This is a genomic window from Streptosporangium minutum, from assembly GCF_002149035.1.
Taxonomy (GTDB): Bacteria; Actinomycetota; Actinomycetes; order Streptosporangiales; family Streptosporangiaceae; genus Streptosporangium; species Streptosporangium minutum.
In genome coordinates this window covers 26,262-48,894 of sequence record NZ_NGFP01000037.1, presented here as the reverse complement: position 1 = coordinate 48,894, position 22,633 = coordinate 26,262, and the positions used below count along the sequence as shown (strand labels likewise).

The 22,633-nt window shown below is 72.4% G+C and carries 6 protein-coding genes; 4 read left to right on the top strand and 2 right to left on the bottom strand.

What is annotated here, in order from left to right; all coding sequences use genetic code 11:
- Positions 1-13 precede the first annotated feature (13 nt).
- The 4 genes from pulA (at position 14) to CA984_RS11075 (ending at position 20,637) form a co-directional block, all read left to right on the top strand.
- A complete protein-coding gene (pulA, locus tag CA984_RS11090) occupies positions 14-5,698 on the top strand; it encodes a pullulanase-type alpha-1,6-glucosidase (RefSeq protein WP_242675872.1) in 5,685 nt (1,894 codons plus the stop codon).
- A 79-nt stretch (positions 5,699-5,777) separates the two neighbouring features.
- Complete coding sequence (locus tag CA984_RS11085) at positions 5,778-10,094, top strand: carbohydrate binding domain-containing protein (protein WP_086570941.1); 4,317 nt, start codon at positions 5,778-5,780, stop codon at positions 10,092-10,094.
- Positions 10,095-10,385: 291 nt separating this feature from the next.
- Positions 10,386-15,239 (top strand): non-ribosomal peptide synthetase, encoded by a 4,854-nt coding sequence (locus tag CA984_RS11080; protein WP_133061618.1) that lies wholly within the window; start codon positions 10,386-10,388, stop codon positions 15,237-15,239.
- A 64-nt stretch (positions 15,240-15,303) separates the two neighbouring features.
- Positions 15,304-20,637 (top strand): non-ribosomal peptide synthetase/MFS transporter, encoded by a 5,334-nt coding sequence (locus CA984_RS11075; protein WP_086570937.1) that lies wholly within the window; start codon positions 15,304-15,306, stop codon positions 20,635-20,637.
- A gap of 123 nt (positions 20,638-20,760) precedes the next feature.
- On the opposite strand, the gene CA984_RS11070 is transcribed toward CA984_RS11075, so the two are convergent.
- Positions 20,761-21,333, bottom strand: a complete 573-nt coding sequence (locus CA984_RS11070; protein WP_086570935.1) for a putative glycolipid-binding domain-containing protein — start codon at positions 21,331-21,333, stop codon at positions 20,761-20,763.
- 273 nt (positions 21,334-21,606) lie between these two features.
- Positions 21,607-22,578 (bottom strand): proline dehydrogenase family protein, encoded by a 972-nt coding sequence (locus CA984_RS11065; protein ID WP_086570950.1) that lies wholly within the window; start codon positions 22,576-22,578, stop codon positions 21,607-21,609.
- Positions 22,579-22,633 lie beyond the last annotated feature (55 nt).

Below are 22,633 nucleotides of genomic sequence, written 5' to 3'. Positions count from 1 at the left end.
GCCCTCCGGAGCCGTGGCGGCGCCACAGCCGTCCGCCGCCCCCGTGGTCTCCGAGCTGAGCCGTACGGCGGAGCCCTCCGACCGCGACCTCGCCCGGGACGCGCTCCGCGCCGACCTGAGCCGCGAGCGCTTCTACTTCGCGATGACCGACCGGTTCGCCAACGGCGACACCGGCAACGACCGGGGCGGGCTGTCCGGCGACCGGAACGCCACCGGCTACGACCCCACGCACAAGGGCTTCTACCAGGGCGGCGACCTCAAGGGGCTGCTCGGGAAGCTCGACTACGTCAAGAACCTCGGCAGCACCGCGATCTGGATCACCCCGGCGTTCCGGAACCGTCCCGTCCAGGGCACGGGCGCGAACGTCTCGGCCGGCTACCACGGCTACTGGATCACCGACTTCACCCGGATCGACCCGCATCTGGGCACGAACGCCCAGATGAAGCAGCTCGTGCGCGAGGCGCACCGGCGCGGGATGAAGGTCTTCTTCGACATCATCACCAACCACACCGCCGACGTGATCGACTACCGGGAGAAGACCTACTCCTATCGATCGAAGGGGGCCTACCCCTACGTCGACGTCGACGGCAAGCCGTTCGACGACCGGCGATACGCCGGCGGGGACACCTTCCCCGAGGTCGGCACCGGCTCCTTCCCCTACACGCCGGTCGCACCCGAAAACGCCAAGACTCCGTCCTGGCTGAACGACCCGACGATGTACCACAACCGGGGCGACTCCACCTTCAGCGGCGAGAACGACCAGTACGGCGACTTCTTCGGCCTCGACGACCTGTGGACCGAACGGCCCGAGGTCGTCAAGGGCATGACCGACATCTACAAGACCTGGGTGCGCGACACCGGTCTCGACGGCTTCCGCATCGACACCGCCAAGCACGTCGACATGGGGTTCTGGGAGAGGTTCTCCCCCGCCCTGCGCGGCTACGCGGCCGAACTCGGCAACAAGCGGTTCTTCATGTTCGGCGAGGTCTACTCCAGCGAGCCTGCCTTCACCAGCCGCTACTCCACCCGCGGCGGGATGGACGCCACCCTGGACTTCCCGTTCCAGGAGGCCGCCCGCTCCTTCAGCGGCGGTACGGCCGGAGCCGCCAGGCTGGCCCGGCTCTTCGCCGGAGACGACCACCACACCGACGCCGACGGCAACGCGGCGTCGCTGCCGACCTTCCTCGGCAACCACGACATGGGCCGCATCGGCAGGTTCATCGCCCAGGACAATCCGGGCGCCGCCGACTCCGAACTCCTGCGCAGGGACCTGCTCGCCCACGAGCTGATGTATCTCACCCGGGGCCAGCCGGTCGTCTACTACGGCGACGAGCAGGGCTTCACCGGCAAGGGAGGCGACCAGGACGCCCGCGCCTCCATGTTCGCCTCCCGGACCGGCGGCTACCTGAGCGACGACCTGATTGGCACCGACGCCACCCACGCCCAGGACAACTTCGTCCCCGGCCACCCGCTCTACCGGGGCATCTCCGCCCTGGCCAAGCTCCGTGACGCCCACCCGGCCCTGGCCGACGGCGCGCAGGTCGAGCGCCTCTCCGAGGGCGGCGTCTACGCCTTCTCCAGGATCGACGCCAGGGCGCAGGTCGAATACGTCGTCGCCGTCAACAACGCCGAGCGGCCGGCGGCCGTGAACGTGCCGACCTTCTCGGCGGGCGCGGCCTTCACCAAGGTGTACGGCGAGGCCGCCGCGGCGCTCACGACGGGTGCGGACACCAGGCTGGCGGTGACCGTGCCGGCCCTGTCGGCGGTGGTCTACCGGGCCTCGGCGAGGCTCGCCGCCCCGGCGGCGGCCCCGGCGGTCTCGATCGCCCTGCCCGGCGCCGAGATCAGGGGGACCGCCGAGGACGGCCGGATCCCCGTCACCGCTACCGTGCCGGGGACCGGCTTCGACCAGGTGACCTTCGCCGCCAAGGTGGGCGGCGGCTCCTGGCGGGTGCTCGGCACCGACGACGCGCCCAACGCCGTGCCGGGCGGCAGCCGTACCTTCCGCGTCTTCCACGACCTGCGCGGCATCCCGGCGGGCACGGAGATCGCCTACAAGGCGGTCGTAAAGGACTCCGCCGGCAGGTTCGCCTCGGCGACCGCGACGGCCGCCGTCGGCTCCGAGCCCGCCCCGGAGGACCCCGGCGCGGTCAAGCGCGACTGGCTGGTCGTGCACTACCAGCGCGAGGACGCGGACGGCTGGGGCCTGCACGTCTGGGGTGACGTCGACAAGCCGACCGAGTGGGGCAGCCCGCTCCCGCTGACCGGTGAGGACTCCTACGGCAGGTTCGCCTGGATCAGGCTGAAGCCCGGCGCCTCCAACGTAGGGATCATCGTCCACAAGGGCGACGAGAAGGACGGCGGCGACCGCGTCGTCAACCCGGCCAGGACCGGCGAGGTCTGGCTGGCGGCGGGCGACCCCGCCACCCACGCCTCCCGCGCGGCGGCCCAGGGGTACGCGACCGTCCACTACCGCCGCCCCGACGGGAACTACCAGGGCTGGGGCCTGCACCTGTGGGGCGACGGGCTCGCCGACGGAGTGCCCACCGAGTGGGCCGCCCCGCGCCCGCCGGACGGCACCGACGCCTACGGCGCGTTCTGGAAGCTCCCGCTGAAGAACGCCTCCGCCCCGGTGAACCACATCATCCACAGGGGCGACACCAAGGACCCCGGCCCCGACCAGACGTTCACCCCCGCCCTCCAGCCGGACGCCTACGTCGGCTCGGGCGTGGCGAAGGTCCATCCGACCCGGGCCGCGGCCGAGAACGTCGCCATCCTGCATTACCACCGGCCGGACGGGAATTACGAGGGCTGGGGACTACACCTGTGGGGTGACGTGGCCGCTCCCACAGAGTGGGCCACCCCGCTCCAGCCGGCGGGTGAGGACGGATTCGGAATCCACTTCCGCGTCCCCCTGACCGAGGGGGCGAAGAACGTGAGCTACATCATCCACAAGGGCGACGAGAAGGACCTGCCGGACAACCAGGCACTGGACCTCACCGCCGCGGGCCACGAGGTCTGGCGGGTGGCCGCCACCGAGGGCCACCTGCTGCCCCAGCCCCCGGCCCGCGGCGCGGACGCCGACCTGAGCAAGTCGGCGGCCCACTGGATCGACCGGGACACCGTCGCCTGGAAGGTCGAGCCGTCCGCCTCGCTCCACCACTCCCTGGCCTTCTCGGCGAAGGGCGACATCGCCTACGCCAAGGGAGACCTCACCGGCGACCTGCGGATCATCCGGCTGATCCCCGGCGAGCTCACCGACGCCCAGAAGGCCAAGTGGCCGCACCTGGCCGGCTACGCCGCGCTGAAGGTGGACCCGCGCGACGCCGGCCTGACCGGCGAGGCGCTGCGCGGTCAGGTCGTGGCCGTCGAGCGGGACGCCTCGGGCGTCCCGCTCACCGCCACCGGCGTGCAGATCCCCGGCGTGCTCGACGACGTCTACGCCAAGGCGGCCGGCGTCGAGCTCGGCCCGGTCTGGCGCGGCACCCCCAGGCTGTCGGTCTGGGCGCCGACCGCCCGGAAGGTCGAGCTGGCGCTCCACCGCGACGCCGCGGGCGGCGGCCGTACCGTCCACGAGATGCGGCGCGACGACGAGACCGGCGTCTGGTCGGTGCGGGGCCTGCCCTCATGGAAGGGGCGCTACTACACCTTCCTGGTCACGGTCTACTCGCCCGCGGCGGGCAAGGTCGTCACCAACGAGGTGACCGACCCCTACAGCCTGTCGCTGGCCGCCGACTCGGTCCGCAGCCAGGTGGTGGACCTGTCCGACCGGTCCCTGGCGCCCGGCGGCTGGTCCTCCCTGGCCAAGCCCAAGGCCGTCACCCAGGACCGGGCGTCGGTCTACGAGCTGCACGTGCGTGACTTCTCCGCCTCCGACGCCTCGGTCCCGGCGGACCGGCGGGGCACCTACGCGGCGTTCGCCGGGGACGGCGCCGGGATGAAGGAGCTGCGCAAGCTCGCCGAGGACGGCCTGACCCACGTGCACCTGCTGCCGGTCTTCGACATCGCGACCGTCCCCGAGAGGAGGTCCGACCGCGCCGAGCCGGACTGCGACCTGGCCTCGATGCCCGCCGACTCCGACCAGCAGCAGGCCTGCGTCGCGAAGGTCGCGGCCAAGGACGCCTTCAACTGGGGATACGACCCGCGGCACTACACCGTGCCCGAGGGCTCCTACGCGTCCGACCCGGACGGCTCCGGCCGGATCAAGGAGTTCCGGGGCATGGTGGCGGGGCTGAACGGGGCCGGGCTGCGGGTGGTCATGGACGTGGTCTACAACCACACCCACGCCGCCGGTCAGGACCCCACCTCGGTGCTCGACCGCATCGTGCCCGGCTACTACCACCGGCTGCTCGACGACGGCGCCGTGGCCACCTCCACCTGCTGCGCCAACACCGCGCCCGAGCACGCGATGATGGGCAAGCTCGTCGTCGACTCCGTCGTCACCTGGGCCCGCGACTACAAGGTGGACGGCTTCCGGTTCGACCTGATGGGCCACCACCCGAAGGCGAACATGCTCGCGGTCCGCAAGGCCCTGGACCGGCTGACCCTCGCCAAGGACGGCGTGGACGGCAAGTCGATCATCCTGTACGGCGAGGGCTGGAACTTCGGCGAGGTGGCCGGGGACGCCCGCTTCGAGCAGGCCACCCAGCTCAACATGGCGGGCACCGGGATCGGCACCTTCAGCGACCGCCTGCGTGACGCGGTGCGCGGCGGCAGCCCCTTCGACGCCGACCCCCGGGTCCAGGGCTTCGGCTCGGGCCTGGCCGGCGCGCCCAACGGATCGCCGGCCAACGGCACGGCCGAGCAGCAGCGGGCCCGCCTCCTGGGCTACCAGGACCTGATCAAGGTGGGACTCACCGGCAACCTGCGCGACTACACCTTCACCGCCTCCGGCGGCAGGCAGGTCAAGGGCTCGGAGGTCGACTACAACGGCTCCCCGGCCGGCTACACCGCCTCGCCCGGCGAGGTCGTGACCTACGTGGACGCCCACGACAACGAGACGCTGTTCGACGCCCTGGCCTACAAGCTGCCGCAGGCGACCACGATGGCCGACCGGGTGCGGATGCAGTCGCTCTCCCTGGCCACGGCCGTGCTGGCGCAGGGCACCTCCTTCATCCACGCGGGCAGCGAGCGGCTGCGCTCAAAGTCGCTCGACCGCAACTCCTTCGACTCCGGCGACTGGTTCAACCGGCTGCTGTGGGACTGCTCGCAGGGCAACGGCTTCGGCGCCGGCCTGCCGCCCAGGGCCGACAACGAGGACAAGTGGGCCTACGCCAGGCCGCTGCTCGCCGACCCGGCGCTCAGGCCCGACTGCGCCTCGATCGGCTCCGCGCGGGCCAGGTACGGCGAGCTGCTGAGGATCCGTTCCTCCTCGCCCGCCTTCGCGCTCGGCTCCCTGGCCGAGGTGCAGAAGCGGCTGACCTTCCCCGCCGGCGGCGCCGAGGAGACCCCGGGGGTCGTCACCATGCACCTGGACGCCTCGGGCATCGACCCGCGCTGGAAGTCGATCACCGTCGTCTTCAACGCGACCCCCGAGACGCAGCCGCAGACCGTGGCCGCGCTGAAGGACGCCCAGGTGACGCTCCACCCCGTCCAGACGGCCGGCGACGACGCCGTCGTGAAGCAGTCGACCTTCGATCCCGCCACCGGCACGCTGACGGTCCCGGCCCGCACGGTGGCCGTCTTCGTGCGTTCCTGACCGGAAAAGAGCTCGGGCCGGGTGTTGCAGCACCCGGCCCGATCAAGGGAACCCGTCCACAACCCTGGAGGCCCCCCGCATGAGATCCTACAAAGTCATTGTCACCACAGCGTTAAGCGCCCTGGCAAGCGCCGTCGTGGTGGTGCCCACCGTGCTCAGCGCCCCCGCCCAGGCGGCACCGCCCGCGCCCGGCCCGATCGTCAAGCTGTGGAACTGGAACTGGAACTCGGTCGCGCGCGAGTGCACCGACGTGCTCGGCCCCGCCGGGTACGGCGCGGTCCAGGTCTCCCCGCCCAGCGACTCGATGAGCAAGGGCGGCTCGGTCTGGTGGGACGTCTACCAGCCCGCCCGCTACACCCTCAACAGCAAGTTCGGCGACGAGAACGCGTTCAGGAACATGGTCAGGGCCTGCCACGACGCGGGCGTCAAGGTCCACGCCGACGTGGTCGTCAACCACATGACCGGCCAGGGCAGCAGAAGCTACGGCGGCTACGACTTCGGTAAGTACGACTACCCCGGGCTCTACTCCTCCTCGGACTTCCACTCCCCCGCCTGCGCGATCAACGACGGCGACTACGTCAACGACGGCCGGCGGGTGCAGAACTGCGAGTTGGTCGGCCTGTCCGACCTCAACACCGGCTCCGAGTACGTCCGCGACCAGATCGCCGGCTACCTCAACAAGCTGACCGACCTCGGCGTGGACGGCTTCCGCGTCGACGCCGCCAAGCACATCGCCCCCGGCGACCTGGCGGCGATCAAGTCCAGGCTGAGGGGCTCGCCGTACATCCACCAGGAGGTCATCGAGGGCCCGAACGAGGCGGTCAAGCCGAGCCACTACACCGGGATCGGCGACGTCCACGAGTTCGTGTACGGCCGCAAGATGAAGGAGCAGTTCACCGGCCAGATCAAGTGGCTGCAGAGCTTCGGCCAGAGCTGGGGCCTGTCGGTGCCCAGCGACAAGGCCGTGGTCTTCGTCGACAACCACGACACCGAGCGCAACGGCTCCACCCTCAACTACAAGTACGGCGACGCCTACAAGCTGGCCAACGTCTTCATGCTGGCGTGGCCGTACGGCACGCCGCGCGTCTACTCCGGCTTCACCTGGAGCAACGCGGAGGGCGGCCCCCCTTCGGCCAACGGCGGCTTCGTCACCGACGCCGACTGCGGCAACGGGCGGTGGACCTGCTTCCACCGCCGGATGAGCGGGATGGTCGGCTTCAACCGGGCCGTCGCGGGCACCTCGGTCGGCAACTGGTACGACAACGGCAACAACGTGATCGCCTTCAGCCGCGGCGGCAAGGGCTGGGTCGCGATCAACAACGAGGGCGGCTCCGTCACCCGGACCTTCAGCACCGGTCTGCCCGCCGGGACCTACGCCGACGACCTGGGCGGCGGCCCGGTGACGGTCGGCTCGAACGGCACCGCCTCGGTGACCGTCCCCGCCAAGGGCGCGGTCGCCATCCACACCGGTGGCGTCAGGCCGACCGACCCGCCGACCGGTGACGCCACCGTCTACTACTCCACCGCCTGGACCGGCGCCAACATCCACTACCAGCCCACCGGCGGCAGCTGGACCCCCGTCCCCGGCGTCGCCATGGACGAGACCGCCTGCGCCGGCTGGAAGAAGAAGACCGTCGACCTCGGCACCGCCACCGGACTCAAGGCCGCCTTCAACAACGGCTCCGGCACCTGGGACAACAACGGCGGCCGCGACTACGCCATCGGCACCGGGACCGTGAAGGTCTCCGGCGGCCAGGTCACGGCCGGTAACCCCTGCCCAGGTGGGGGGCCGACCGAGCCGCCCGGCAAGCAGGCCGTCGTCTACTTCCACAAGAAGACCAAGGGCTGGAACGCCGCCAACATCCACTACCAGCCCACCGGCGGGACCTGGACCCCCGTCCCCGGCGTCGCCATGGACGAGACCGCCTGCGCCGGCTGGGCCAAGAAGACCGTCGACCTCGGCACCGCCACCGGACTCAAGGCCGCCTTCAACAACGGCTCCGGCACCTGGGACAACAACGGCGGCGCCGACTACGCCATCGGCACCGGACTGACCACCGTCAAGGACGGGGTGGTGCGCGCCAACGCCACCGAGCCGTGCACCCCCGAACCTCCGGACACCACCGCCCCCTCCGTCCCCACCGGGCTGACCGCCACGGCGGAGGGCACCACCGTCAAACTGAGCTGGAACGAGGCCGGCGACGACATCGCGGTGACCGGTTACGAGATCACCCGCAGGAAGGGCTCCGAGGCCCCGGTGACGCTCACGACGGGCACCAACACCGTCTACACCGACGCCCGCCTGGAGGCGCGGACCACCTACGCCTACACGGTCAAGGCCCGCGACGCGGCGGGCAACCGGTCCGGGGCGAGCACCGAGGCGGCGGCGAAGACCGGCGACGCCCCACCGGAACCGGCCAAGGGGTCGCCACTGGGCGGCGACCCGCGCGAGGACTCCATCTACTTCGTGATGACCGCCCGCTTCAACGACGGCGACACCTCCAACAACCGGGGCGGCGGCCAGCACACCGTCTCGGGCAACGCCAGGAACAACGACCCGATGTTCCGCGGCGACTTCAAGGGCCTGATCGACAAGCTCGACTACATCAAGGGCCTCGGCTTCTCCGCGCTGTGGATCACCCCGGTCGTGCTCAACCGCTCCGACTACGACTTCCACGGCTACCACGGCTGGGACTTCCACCGCGTCGACACGCGGCTGGAGACCCCCGGCGCGACCTACCAGGACCTGATCGACAAGGCGCACGCCAAGGGCATCAAGATCTTCCAGGACGTGGTCTACAACCACAGCTCCCGCTGGGGCGCCAAGGGGCTGTACGTCCCCCCGGTGTGGGGCGCGCGTGACGAGCAGTGGAAGTGGCTCTACAGCGAGAAGGTCCCGGGCAAGGAGTACGACCCGATGGAGGAGCACCAGGGCGACGACCCGGAGATGACGGCCAGACAGAACGAGATGGCCAAGGGCAGGCCGTACAACGGCGACCTGTGGTCCACCGCGGCCCCGGCGGGCAACACCTGCGGGGACTACGGCACGCCCACCCAGTGGAAGAGCCCCGAGGGCTTCACCATCCACAACTGCCAGTGGCCCAGCCCCACCTCGGGCATGTTCCCCGCCGAGTACTACCACCGGTGCTGGATCGGCAACTGGGAGGGCTCGGACTCCAAGAGCTGCTGGCTCCACGACGACCTGGCCGACCTCAACACCGAGAACAAGGCGGTGCAGGACTACCTGATCGACGCCTACAACAAGTACATCGACATGGGGGTCGACGGCTTCCGCGTCGACACCGCCGTGCACGTCTCGCGGCTGATGTGGAACCGCCGCTTCCTGCCGGCCCTGCAGCAGCACGCCGTGGCCACGCACGGGGACAAGGGCAAGGACTTCTACGTCTTCGGTGAGGTCGGGGCGTTCGTCAACGACAAGTGGAACCGCGGCTCGGTCAACCACTCCGCGCAGTTCTACACCTGGAAGGAGCGCAGGGAGTTCAGCCCCGACGACGCCAGGGCGGTCGTCGAGCAGTTCGACTACGAGAACCTGATGGGCACCGGCAACCAGCCCACCACCGACAACGCCTTCCTGCGCGGCAACGCCTACCACGCGCCCGACCACTCGAAGTTCTCCGGCATGAACGTCATCGACATGCGCATGCACATGAACTTCGGCGACGCGCCCAACGCCTTCAACAACGGCAAGGACTCCGACGACAGCTACAACGACGCCACCTACAACACCGTCTACGTCGACTCCCACGACTTCGGCCCCAACAAGTCCAACGAGCGCTACACCGGCGGGACCGACGCGTGGGCGGAGAACATGTCGCTGATGTGGACCTTCCGCGGCATCCCGACGCTCTACTACGGCTCGGAGATCGAGTTCCAGAAGGGTCAGCGGATCGACTGCGGGCCCACCTGCCCGCTGGCGACCACCGGCCGCGCCTACTACGGCGACCACCTCGCGGGCAGCGTCACCGCCTCCGGTTTCGGCGTCGTCTCCTCGGCCACCGGCGCGGTGGCGCAGACGCTGGACAAGCCGCTGGTCAAGCACGTGCAGCGGCTCAACCAGATCCGCCGGGCCATCCCGGCACTGCAGAAGGGGCAGTACTCGACCGAGGGCGTCACCGGCCAGATGGCCTACAAGCGCCGCTTCACCCAGGGGTCGGTGGACAGCTTCGTGCTGGTCTCGGTCTCCGGGGGCGCGACCTTCACCGGCGTCCCGAACGGCACCTACGTCGACGCGGTCACCGGTGACAGCAAGGCCGTGACCGGCGGGACGCTCACGATCGCCGGCGGCGGCAAGGGCAACATGCGGGCCTACGTCCTGTCACTGCCGGGCAACCCGGCGCCCGGCAAGGTCGGCACGGCGGGGCCGTACCTGAGGTAGGACACGGTCCGCCGGCGGCGACGGCCGCCGGCGGACCCCCGGGGCCACCGGCCCGCTCGGCGACCACGCACAGGTGACCGACGTGTCCCATCGCGACGCTGCCCACCTGGGAGAACTACGGGACATCACGTCACACCGGGTAACCGAAATCCCACTCAAGGACAACTTGTCCCAATCAATACCGTTAAGGTAACAAAAAGATCTTTGCCCTACCTTGCTAGAACCCCCTTTGTCACCCTTGCCGTCGTACGGCCTGTGCCCCCTTTTCCGTACACCAAGAGGAGATCAAAGGTGGCTGGCAAACTCGCCCTGCTCGAACCTGTCCACAAGGCCTTCGAGCAGCAGGCGCGACGGACCCCGGAGCGCACGGCGATCATCGCGGGAACGATCCACACGACCTACACCGGCCTCAACGCTCAGGCCAACCGGATAGCGCACGAACTCGTCTCCCGGGGAGTACGGCGAGGCTCGACCGTCGGCGTGTGCCTGAACCGCGACGAGACGCTGATCGCGGCGCTGCTGGGCGTCTGGAAGACCGGCGCCGCCTACGTGCCGCTGGACCCGGCCTATCCGGCCGACCGTCTTGAGTTCATCATCGAGGACGCCGGAGTGTCACACGTGGTGACCTCCGCGGCGCTGGCGGAGCGGCTGCCGGGGCGCGACCTCATCCTGGTGGACAAGATCGGCAACCGTTCGCAGGACGATCCGGACCTGCCGAGCGACCCGGCCGACCTGGCCTACGTCATGTACACCTCCGGCTCGACCGGCCGCCCCAAGGGCGTCGTGATCGAACACCGCAACGTGATGACGCTGCTGCGCTGGGACGCCGACCACTTCACCGCCGAGGAGCTGGCCGGGTTCCTCGCCTCGACCTCGGTCTGCTTCGATCCGTCCGTCCCCCAGCTCTACCTCCCCCTGCTGCTGGGCGGCACGGTGATCATGGCGGAGAACCCCCTCGCACTGCACACTCTGCCCGCCAGGGACGAGGTCACGATGATCAGCGCGGCGGCCTCGGCGCTGACCGCGCTGCTGCGGGAGCCGCTGCCCCCGGGTGTGCGCACGGTGCTCTCCAGCGGCGAGCCGGTGAGCCGGGCGCTGGCCGACCGCGTCTTCGCCAACCCCGGCGTGCGGCGCATGATGAACCTGTACGGGCCGACCGAGTGCACCGTGCACTGCTGCGCTCACGAGATCTCCAGGGACCAGACGGGCGAGCCGCCGATCGGCACGCCGTACGCCTGGTCGGAGCTGTCGGTGCGCGGCGCCAGCGGCGAGGCGCTCGGCGACGGCGAGCTCGGCGAGCTGTGGGTGGCCGGGCCGCTGGTCGGCCGAGGCTACCTGAACCGGCCCGAGCTGACCGCCGAGCGGTTCGTGACCGACGCCGGAGGCGTGCGCCACTACCGCACCGGCGACCTGGTCCGCAGAGAGGGCGGAGTCCACTTCTACGAGGGGCGGATCGACGACCAGGTGAAGGTCGCGGGCTTCCGCGTCGAGCTGGGCGAGGTGCAGGGCAGGCTGGTACGCCATCCGCTGGTGAACCACGCCGTCGTGCTCGCCCCCGTCGACGAGGAGGGCACCCGGCGGCTGGTCGCCTACGTCGAACCGGCCGGTCCCGGCCTCGACGACGGGCGATTGCGGTCCTGGCTACGCGACTGGCTGCCCGACTACATGATCCCCTCCAGGATCGTGTTCCTCGACGCCATCCCCGTGGGCCCCACGGGGAAGGCCGACCGCTCCCGGCTTCCCGCGGTGACGTTCTCCTCCACCCGGGACTCCTCCGCCCCGGCCTCCTCCGCCACCGTGGACGCGGCCGGGAACGAGTACGTCGCCCCCCGCGACGAGACCGAGCTGCGGCTCACCGCCATCACCGCCGAGGTGCTCGGCGCCGATCGGGTCGGCGTCCACGACCACTTCCTCGACCTGGGCGGGCACTCCCTGGCCGCCGCCAAGATCTGCGCCAGGATCGAGCACGCGCTCGGGGTCCACGTCCCGCTGACGACGTTCCTGGCCCGGCCCACGGTCGCGGAGCTGGCGTCGTACGTCGCCGAGGCCGCCCCGGCCGCCGTGACGCCGCTGGTCCGCCATACCGGGCGGAGCCGCTACCCGCTGACCGAGGACCAGCGCGGCATGCTCCTGCTGCGCGAGGTCAGCCACAACCCCGGCGCCACCGCCATCGCCTTCCGGCTCGGGCTGCGCGGCCTCACCTCGGCGGAGCCGCTGCGGGCCGCGTTGGACGCGATCGTACGCCGCCACGAGGCGCTGCGCGCCGTCGTCGTGGACAACACGACCGTCGAGGTCGGGCCGCCGGTGGCGGTGCCGCTGGACGAGCACCGCCCGGCTTCGGCGGAGGAGGCCGACGCGCTGCGGCGGGCAGCGGTCGCCCACGACTTCGACGTCACCCGGGTGTCGCCGCTGCTGCGGGCCACCCTGCTGTGGTCGGAACCGGACAGCGCGGAGCTGGTGCTCCTCACCGACCACACCGCGTTCGACGGCTGGTCGCTGGGGATCGTCATGCGGGAGCTCCTCGACGGGCTCACCCACTCCGGCGGCGTCCCGGAGCCGCCGTTCCAGCTCGGCGATGTCGCGCTGCGCGAGCAGGCGACCGCCAGAGACGCCGAGGCGTTGCGGGCCTTCTGGGCCGAGGAGCTCGCCGGGGCGGTCCCGCCGTACGAGCTGCTGCCCCGCCCGGACGACGGCCCCAGCCGCCTGCGCGGCGAGCGCCTGGTGCGCCCGATCGACCCGGCGACGACCGCGCGGGTCGGCGAACTCGCGGCCGACTGCGGCGCCACCCCGTTCGCCGTCTACCTGACCGTGCTCGGCATGCTGGTCGCCGGGCTGACCGACCGGCGGGACGTCGTCCTCGGCGCCGCCGTGGCCGATCGCGCCGACCCCGGCCTGGAGGCCGTGGTCGGCGTGCTGGTCGACGTGGTGCCGGTGCGGCTGCGCCTGGAGGACGGGCTGTCGCTGCGCGCGGCCGTACGGCACGCGGGAGCCGTGACCGCCCGGGTGATGGACCACCGCGCGCTGTCCGCGTGGGAGCGGGCCGAGGCCAGCGGCGTCGAGCGCCCGCCCGGCGCGGTGCTGACACCTGTCACGCTCTCGATCCAGCCGTCGGAGGTCCCCCTCTCCCTGGAGCGCGAAGGCGTGGGCGTGGACCTGATCGGCGAGCTGGACGCGGGCAGCGCCCAGGCGCCGCTGATCGTTTACGTCAACGCCACGGCGGCCGGGCCCGAGCTCCAGGTTGAGTACGACGTGGAGTATCTGGACCGGGCCGGGGCCGAGATCCTCACCGACCGGCTGGTCCGCCTGCTGGTGGACGCGCTGGCCCACCCCGACCGGTCGCTGTCGGCGTTCGAGGTGGTCGGCGCCGAGGAGCGGGCGGCGCTGCTGGCCGCGGGGACCGGCGTGCCGCTGCCCGCCGACGTGCCGCGGACCGTGGTGGAGGCGGTGCTGGAGCAGGCGGTACGGCGCCCGCACGCCCCGGCGGTCGTCGACGCCGACGGCGTCCTCACCTACGGCGAGCTGGCCGGCTGGTCGCGACGGGTGGCCGCGGCGCTCGGCCCGACGGCCGCGGGCGCCTGCGTGGGCGTGTGCCTGCCCCGCGACCGGTACCTGCCCGCGGCGCTGCTGGGCGTGCTGCTCGCCGGTGCCGCCTACGTTCCGCTCGACCCCGGCCACCCGCTCCGGCGGCTCCGCCACCAGGTCGACGACTCCGGCATCAAGATGATCATCGCGGCGGGCGAGGGGCTGGCGGTGGCCGGGAAGCTGGGCGACACCGTCGTCGATCTGGCCGGACTGCCCTCGGCGGAAGCCGTACGGGACGGGGCGGATCCCGATGATCCCTCACGGGTGGAACCCCGCGACCTCGCCTACGTCCTCTACACCTCCGGCTCCACCGGCAGGCCCAAGGGTGTCGAGGTCACCCACGCCAACCTCGCCGCGTTCGTCGCCTCGATGACGATCGCCCCGGGGATCAGGCCCGACGACGTGATGCTCGGCCTGACGCCGTTCTCGTTCGACGTGTTCGGCTTCGACCTGTGGGTGAGCCTCTGCCACGGCCTGCGGCTGGAGCTGCTGGGCCGTGACGACGCGCTCGACGGGCGGGCCGTCGCGCGGCGGATCGAGGAGGCGGGGGTCACGCTGATGACCGCGACCCCGACGACGCTGCGCATGCTGGTCGCCTCCGGCTGGCACGGCGGGGACGTGCGCGTGGTCAGCATCGGCGAGGTGCTCGACCCCGCCCTCGCCGGTGACCTGCTGGAGCGGGTCGCCGAACTGTGGAACGCCTACGGCCCCACCGAGACCACGATCTACTCCACCATGCTCCAGATCACGGCCCCGGTCGGCGACCAGGTGCCGATCGGCACGCCACTGGCCGGGGAGCGGGCCTACGTGCTCGACCGGGCAGGTCGCGTGCTGCCCGCCGGAAGGCCCGGCGAGCTGTGGATCGGCGGCGCCGGCGTGGCCAGGGGTTACCGGGGCCGGCCGGAGCTGACCGCCGCGGCCTTCACCGAGGACCCGCTGGGCGGGCGCCGCTACCGTACCGGCGACCTGGCCCGCTGGCGGCCCGACGGCACGCTCGACTTCCTCGGCCGCCGGGATCAGCAGGTGAAGGTCCGCGGCCACCGGATCGAGCTGGGCGAGATCGAGACCGTGCTCCGCGAGAACGTCGCCGACGCGGCCGTGACCGTGTATGGAGGCGACCACCTGGTCGGCTACCTCGTCGCGCCACCGGGGACCGACACCGACGAGCTGGAGTGGCGTCTGAGCTCCCGGCTCCCCGACTACATGGTTCCCCGCCGCTGGGTGCTCCTGGATGCCCTGCCCGTCACGGCCTCCGGCAAGGTGGACCGCACCGCTCTGCCCGAACCCGGCGGTGAGGCCTCGCGGGTGTCACCGAGCACCGAGGCCGAGCTGCTGGTCGCCGAGGTGTGGTCCGCCGTGCTGGACCGCTCCGACCTCGGCGCGCACGACGACTTCTTCGCACTCGGCGGTCACTCCGTGACCGCCGCCCTCGTGACGGCCCGGCTGAGCGACGCCCTGGACCTGCGGGTGCCCGTGCGCCTGCTGTTCGAACGGCGGAGGCTGGCCGACTACGCCGCACGGCTCGAGGCCCTGCTGCTGGCCGACCTGGAGGCGGATTCATGACCGAGCTTGTCGAGACCATCAGCAGACACGGCGGCTTGGTCGCGAGACCGGCGAAGGAGATCTCATGACCATCAGCGACGAGCGCCGGAGCGCCCTCGCGGCCCGGCTGTCGTCCGCGCGCCGCACCGCCGCCCAGGCCGCCCCGGCGATCCCCGCCAGGGAGGCGACCGGCGGTCCCGCTCCGCTGTCGCCCGCCCAGGCACGGCTGTGGTTCCTCGCCCAACTCGACGACCGGGCCGCCTACAACGTGCCCGCCGCCGTACGGCTGCGCGGCCCGCTGGACACCGCCGCGCTGCTGGGCGCCGTACGCGACCTCGCGGACCGGCACGAGGTGCTGCGCAGCCTGGTAACCGACGAGGGCGCCACCCCGGTCGACGCCGACCGGGTCCCGATCATGGTCGAGGACCTCGACGACCACGATCTGCTGGAGGCGCGGCTGCAGGAGGAGCTCGCTCGCCCGTTCGCGCTGGACTCCGAGCCGCCCGCCCGCGCCCTGCTGCTCCGCCTCACCGGCGCCGACGAGCACGTCCTGGCGCTGACCGTGCACCACATCGCCTTCGACGCCTGGTCGCGGAACCTGGCGCTGGCCGAGCTGGCCGCCCTGTACGCGGCACGGCTCGGCACGGCCGAGCCGCCCGCATCGCCGAAGGTGCAGTACGCCGACTACGCGGCCTGGCTGGCCGGGCGGCCGGAGGGCGACCTCGCCTGGTGGACCGAGCGGCTGGCCGGCCTCGAACCGGTTCTGGACCTGCCGGTGGACCGCGCCCGGCCGTCGGTCGCCGACTGGTCGGGCGCCACCGTCCCGGTACGGCTGGCGCCCGCGCTGACCGCCAGGGTCCGCGAGGTCGCCGCCGAGACCGGCTGCACGCCGTTCATGGTGCTGCTGGCCGCCTGGCAGGAGCTGCTGGGCCGGATCTCCGGCACCGACGACGTGCCGGTCGGCGTGCCCGAGGCGGGACGGCTCCACCCCGACACCACGCGCATGCTCGGCTGCTTCGTCAACACGCTCGTGCTGCGCGGCGACAGGTCCGGCGAGCCGACCGGCCGCGAGCTGCTGGCCCGGACCAACGGCGCCGTGCTGGACGCCCTCACCCACCGCGACGTGCCCTTCGAGCGGATCGTGGAGCACCTGCACCCCGACCGCAGCCTCGCCACCACGCCGATCTTCCAGGTGCTGCTCAACGTCCTGGACGACCCTCCCCGGCCGCTGGAGTTCCCCGGCCTGACCGCGGAGCACGTGCAGGCCCCGCCGCGCACCGCCAAGTACGACCTCAACCTCGCCTTCGTCAACGACGGGGACGAGTACGACGGCGAGCTCACCTACCGCACCGACCTGTTCGACGAGGCGACCGTGCGGCGCATGACCCGCTGGTACCTGAACCTGCTGGAGGGCATGCTCGCCGACCTGGACGCGCCCGCGGCGGCCGTGCCGCTGGAGCCGGTGACCGGGCCCGTCGTCGCGGGCACGCGGCTGCGGATGGACCTGACCCGGCCGCTGCACGCGGTGATCGGCGACCGGATACGGCGGACGCCGGAGGCGACCGCCGTGGTGGACGCCTCCGGGTCGCTCACCTACGGCGAGGTGGACCGGCTCGCCGACCGGCTGGCCCGCCACCTGGCCGCGGCCGGGGTGCGGCCGGACGAGCCGGTCGGTGTGCTGGTGGACCGGCACACCGGGCTGGTCCCCGCGCTCCTCGGCGTGCTGCGGGCGGGCGGCGCCTACATGCCGATGGAGCCCGCCTACCCCGACGACCGCCTCGCCTACATGATCGAGACGTCCGGGGCGCGCGTCGTGCTGGCCGACCGCGAGCACGCCGGCCGGGTCCCCGGCGCGCTGGTCCTGCCCGACCTGCTGGCTGACGGGCCCGACGAGCCCCTGGAGGTCGACGTCACCCCCGGCCACCTGGTGCATGTGATCTTCACCTCGGGCTCCACCGGGCGGCCCAAGGGCGCCGCGATCGAGCACCGGTCGGCGCTGCACTACCTGCACGGCCTGGCCGAGCTGGTGCCCGACGCCTACTCCTCTTACGGTGTAGTCTCCACGATCGCCTCCGACCTGGTGATGACCTGCCTGTACGGCGCGCTCGTCCGGGGCGCCGCGGTCCATCTCGTGGACCAGGACGCCGCCACCGACCCGGAGGCGTACACCGCCTATCTCGCGGCGCATCCCGTCGATGTGATCAAGATGGTGCCCAGCCATCTGGAGTTGCTGGCCGCCCACGGCGACCTGGCCCGGATGCTGCCGCGCCGGCTGCTGATCCTCGCCGGCGAGGCGACGTCGTGGGAGCTGGCCGAACGCGTCCGCGCGGCCCGCCCCGACCTGGAGGTGCAGATCCACTGCGGACCGACGGAGACGACGGTCTCGGTGCTCGGCGGCCGGGTGCCCGGCACGCCGTCGGGGTCGGGGTCGGTCCCGCTGGGCCGTCCGCTGCCCGGCGTCGAATGCCACATCGTCGACCCCGCGGGCCGTCCGCTGCCCGCCGGGGTGCCGGGCGACCTGTGGGTGGCGAGCCCCAGCCTGGCCCGCGGCTATCTGAACCGGCCCGACCTGACCTCCGAGCGGTTCGTCCCCGACCCGGTGACCGGGACCGGCCGCTGCTACCGCACCGGCGACCGGGTCCGGCTCAACTCCGCCGGACTCGTGGAGTTCCTCGGCCGGGTCGACGACCAGGTCAAGATCAGGGGCTTCCGGGTGGAACTGGGCGAGGTGAAGGCCGCCCTGCAGGAGCAGCCCGGCGTCGCCGAGGCCGCGGTGCTGCCGGTCGGCGAGGGCCGCTCCCGGCGGCTGGCCGCCTGGGTCGCGCCCGCCTCCGCGGACCTCGCCGCGGTCCGGGCGGGGCTGCGCGAGCGGTTGCCCGACTACATGGTCCCGTCCGTGTTCGTCGTCCTCGACGAGCTGCCGCTCACCCCGCTGGGCAAGGTCGACCGGGCCCGCCTGCCGGTTCCGGAGGCGGCGCCCGCCGCGGAGCGGGTGGCGCCGAGCACACCGACCGAGCTGCGGATCGCGGCGGTGTGGGCGGACATCCTGGGCGTGGAGGACGTCGGCGTCGACGACGACTTCTTCACGCTGGGCGGCGACTCCTTCCGCGCGGTGCGGGCGGTCCGGGAGATCGACCCGGCGCTGCGGGTGATCGACCTGTTCACCCGGCCCACGGTCCGCGAGCTGGCCGCTCACCTCGACGGCGGCGCCGAGGCCCCGGCCGGGCTGCTGCACCGTCTCGGCGGTCCGCGTACGGCGACGCGCACCCTCGTCTGCCTGCCCTACGGCGGCGGTTCGGCCGCCGCCTACCGGCCGCTCGCCGCCGAGCTGGCCCGCACCTCCCCCGGCACGGCGGTGCTCGCCGTCGAACTGCCCGGGCACGACCCGGCCCGGCCCGGCGAGGACATGCTGCCGATGCCGGAGCTGGCCGACCGGATCGTGGCCGAGCTGGCCGGCGTCTCCGGCCCGATCGCGCTGTACGGCCACTGCGTCGGCTCGGCCGCCGCGACCGAGCTGGCACTGCGGCTGGAGGCGTCCGGGACCCCGGTCGCCGGCGTCTTCGTCGGCGGCAGCTTCCCCGACGCACGGCTGCCCGGACGGCTGTCGGCCTGGTGGAACCGGAGGTTCCCCGCCCACCGCTGGGCCTCCGACCGCACCCAGCGCGACTTCCTGCGCACACTGGGCGCCCTGGACGAGGACTTCGGTGACACCGAGATCATGCTGCGCGGTCTGCGGCATGACGTCGAGCAGGCGCAGGCCTGGTTCAGCCGCCACCTCGACTCCCCCGCCCACTCCGAGCGCAGGCTCTCCGCGCCGCTGGTGTGCGTGATCGGCGAGCGGGACCGCGCGACCGAGCTCTACCAGGAGCGCCACCGCGAGTGGGGGGCGTTCGCCGACCGGGTGGGGCTGGCCACGATCCCCCGGGCCGGGCACTACTTCCTCAAACACCAGGCCGAGACCCTGGCCGGGCTGATCACCGAGCACCTGGACCGCTGGGACGACGGCGATCTGCCCGAACCGGTCGGAGAGGTCGAGGTCGCGGGCCGGAACGCCCGCCGGGACCTGCGCCGCTTCTACACCGTCGCGGCCGGGCAGACCCTGTCGCTGCTCGGCGCGGCGCTGACCTCCTTCGCGCTGGGCGTGTGGGCCTATCAGGCGAGCGGCCGGGTGCTGGACTACGCCCTGGTCACCATGCTCGCCCTGCTGCCGTCGCTGCTGGCGGCGCCGCTGGGCGGCGCGGTCGCCGACCGGGTGGACCGGCGGCTGGTCATGCTGGTGTGCGACGGCGTCTCCGCGGTGGCCACCGCGCTCCTGGTGATCCTGCTGTGGCTGGGACGGCTGGAGATCTGGCAGGTCGGGATCATCGCCGGGCTGCTGTCCCTGGTGACGGCCTTCCACCGGCCCGCCTACCTGGCGGCGGTGGCGCAGCTGGTGCCCAAGCCGTACATCATGCAGGCCAACGCGCTGGCGAACCTCGGCACCGGCCTGGGCATGCTCATCGGCCCGCTGGGCGGCGCCGCGCTCATCACCCTGGTCGGGCTGCACGGCGTGGTGGCGGTGAACATCGCCACGTTCCTCGCCGGGCTCGGCACGCTGCTGCTGGTCCGCTTCCCCGACCGGCTGTTCTACCGCCTGGAGGAGTCCTTCGGGCAGGCCATCATCGGCGGCTGGCGCTTCCTCGTACGGCGCCGCCCCCTGATGATCATGATCGGGTTCTTCGTCGTGATGAACTACCTGAACATGCTCGGCCTGGCCGTGACGGTGCCCGCGGTGCTGTCGTTCAGCGACGTCGCGGGCGTGGGCACGGTGACCGCGATGCAGGGTGTGGGTGCGGTGCTCGGCTCGCTGATCATGGTGTTCTGGGGCGGCACCGAGCGGCGCGCGATCGGCATGGTCGGCTTCGTGATCGGGTTCGGGGCCGGGGTGCTGCTGGTCGGGTTGCGGCCCTCACTGGTGCTGGCGGCCTTCGGCGGGCTGATGTCGTGGGTGTTCCTCACCGTGCTGAACGCGCACTGGCTCGCGCTCATCCAGCTCAAGGTCGGCCTGGAACTGCAGGGCCGGGTGCTGGCCACCAACCAGATGCTGGCGGTGTCGATGACGCCGCTGGCGTTCCTCACCGCGCCGGCGCTGGCCGACGACGTCTTCGGCCCGCTGCTCGTCCCGGGCGGCCCTCTCGCGGACACGGTCGTCGGTGACGTCGTCGGAGTGGGGCCGGGGCGCGGCGTCGGGCTGCTGCTGGTCGTCTGCGGTGCGCTGCTGATGCTCTGGGGCGCGCTGGGGCTGTGGTACCGGCCGCTGCGGCGCATGGAGGACGCGCTGCCCGACGCGGTCGCGGGCGCTGAGATCGCCGACGACCTGGACGCCGTCCAGGCCGAGGCCGACGCCGTCCTGCTGGAGGGTGCCGGCCGGAGAGGGTGAGGGGCCTCGCGGCCCCTCACCCGGGTCCGGGGCGACGCCCCGGACCCGGGTGCCGCCGTCCCCGATGACCGCCTCGGCTCCGCCGTACACGGGGACGGCCGGGCGGGCGGCGGGCGCGGGACGTCAGGAGGCGACGAGCTTCGCCAGGCCCGGGTAGTCGGTGACGATGCCGTCGTCGTCGAGGGTGAGATCGGCGCTGAAGCCCTCGCTCTCGTAGCGCACCGCGCCGGCGCCGAGGTGGGTGTAGCGCTGGGGGTGGTGGATCACGTGCAGGTGCGGGACCTGGACCCAGGCCATGACGAAGTCCATCCGTCCCTCGCACTTGTCGAGGCCGTGACGGAGCACCGGCATGGTGTTCGTCAGCGGCGAGAGCCCGAGGTCGCAGTCGAGCGCGTCGTTCAGGACGTTCATGTCCCCGCCGGGCGGCGGTCCGCCGAGACGGCCCTCCTCCTTCGTCTCGCACGACCAGGCGCCGTGGGCGGAGCGGCGCAGGTCGAGCGCCCGGTGCCAGCCCGCGCCGTGGGCCCGTACGGAGAGCAGCTCGGTCACGTATCCGGGGAGGGTCCGCAGGGTGTACTCCAGGCGGTAGGGCGCGGGGTCCGTCCCGATCGCCACGCCGACCGCCGTCAGCTCCGACGCGAGGCCCACCTCGGCGTATTCGGCGCCCCCGTCCTTGATCCACACGAGTCCGCGCATCCCTCTCCCCCTTCGCCCACCCCTTCCCACCCCCGCGCGAGGTGGCCGGCGGCACCGACGTACCCCGGCGAGGGGGGCGTGAACCACGCGCGGCCCCGGAAGGGGAGCCGGTCGCGGCCCGGCCCCTGGGCGGTCAAGCAGGGTTGGCCGGGGTACGGCTCGATGTCCCGGTCCGGTCCGGTGCGGGCGGACGGCCACGCCCGCGTCGGCACCGGTCACGGCCGCACCGGTGAGGACGCCGGCCGACCGGCGTGTGGCCCGTCCCGGAGGGCGTCACGCACCTGCCGGTACGGCGTCGGCGAGTGCCTGGAACAGGCGGGACGGGTCCTCGGCGATCCGGTTGCAGACGTAGAGCCACCACTCGGTGCCGAAGACGACGTACTCGCGGACCGGGTAGCCCCGCGACTGCGCGGAGCGCAGCTGCTCGGGGCCGAGACCGAGCAGCGTCTCGAACTCGAAGCGCTCCACCTCCCGCCGCGTACCGGCCAGGTGGCCGTGGAGCTCGTCGAGGATGTCCTGGTCGTGGGTGGCGATGGAGCAGGCGTGGCCGCTGTCGAGCAGGGTCCTCGCGTAGCGGAGGTAGGCCGTCCGGAGGTCGGCCCCGCCGCGCGGGTAGGCGACGGACTCGGGTTCGAGGAAGGCCCCCTTCACCAGGCGGATGCGCCCGGGGCGCTCCAGCAGGCGGGGAAGGTCCTCGGCGGTCCGGTGCAGCCGGGCCTGGACCGTGATGCCGACATGGTCGAACCGCTCGCACAGCCGCCCGTGGGTCCACAGGATGAGGTCGGTCCGGTCCGACCCCTCCATGGAGATCATCATCTCCTGGCCGGCGGCCGCCGTCGCCTCGGCGACGCGGACGGCGTTGGCCAGGCCCAGCTCGGCGTCGACCACCGAGCCGATGTGGGAGAGGTCGAGCGAGATGGAGCAGTTCAGCCCCTGCTCGGCGACCTGCCCGGCGAGGGCGACGAACACCTCCGTCTCCGCCACGGCCCGCGCGGCGTCCCGGCAGCTCTCGCCCATGTATTCGACCGAGGCGGCCTGTCCCCCGGCGTTGATCTCACGGACCCGCCCGAGCGCCTCCTCCGGGGTCTCCCCGCCGATGTAGCGTCCGGCGACCCGCCGGGCGACGGGGAGCAGCGCGGGGTCGGCCGCGATCCGCCATTTAAGGTCCTCGTCCAGCGCCAGTGCACGCAGCGTCTCGGCCGCGAGCTCCGCGGGTTGCCGGGACCCGATCGTCGATGAGGTCATGATCATCTCCTTCGTCAGATCCCGGACTCTATCACCAATGAATATTGTTTTTACA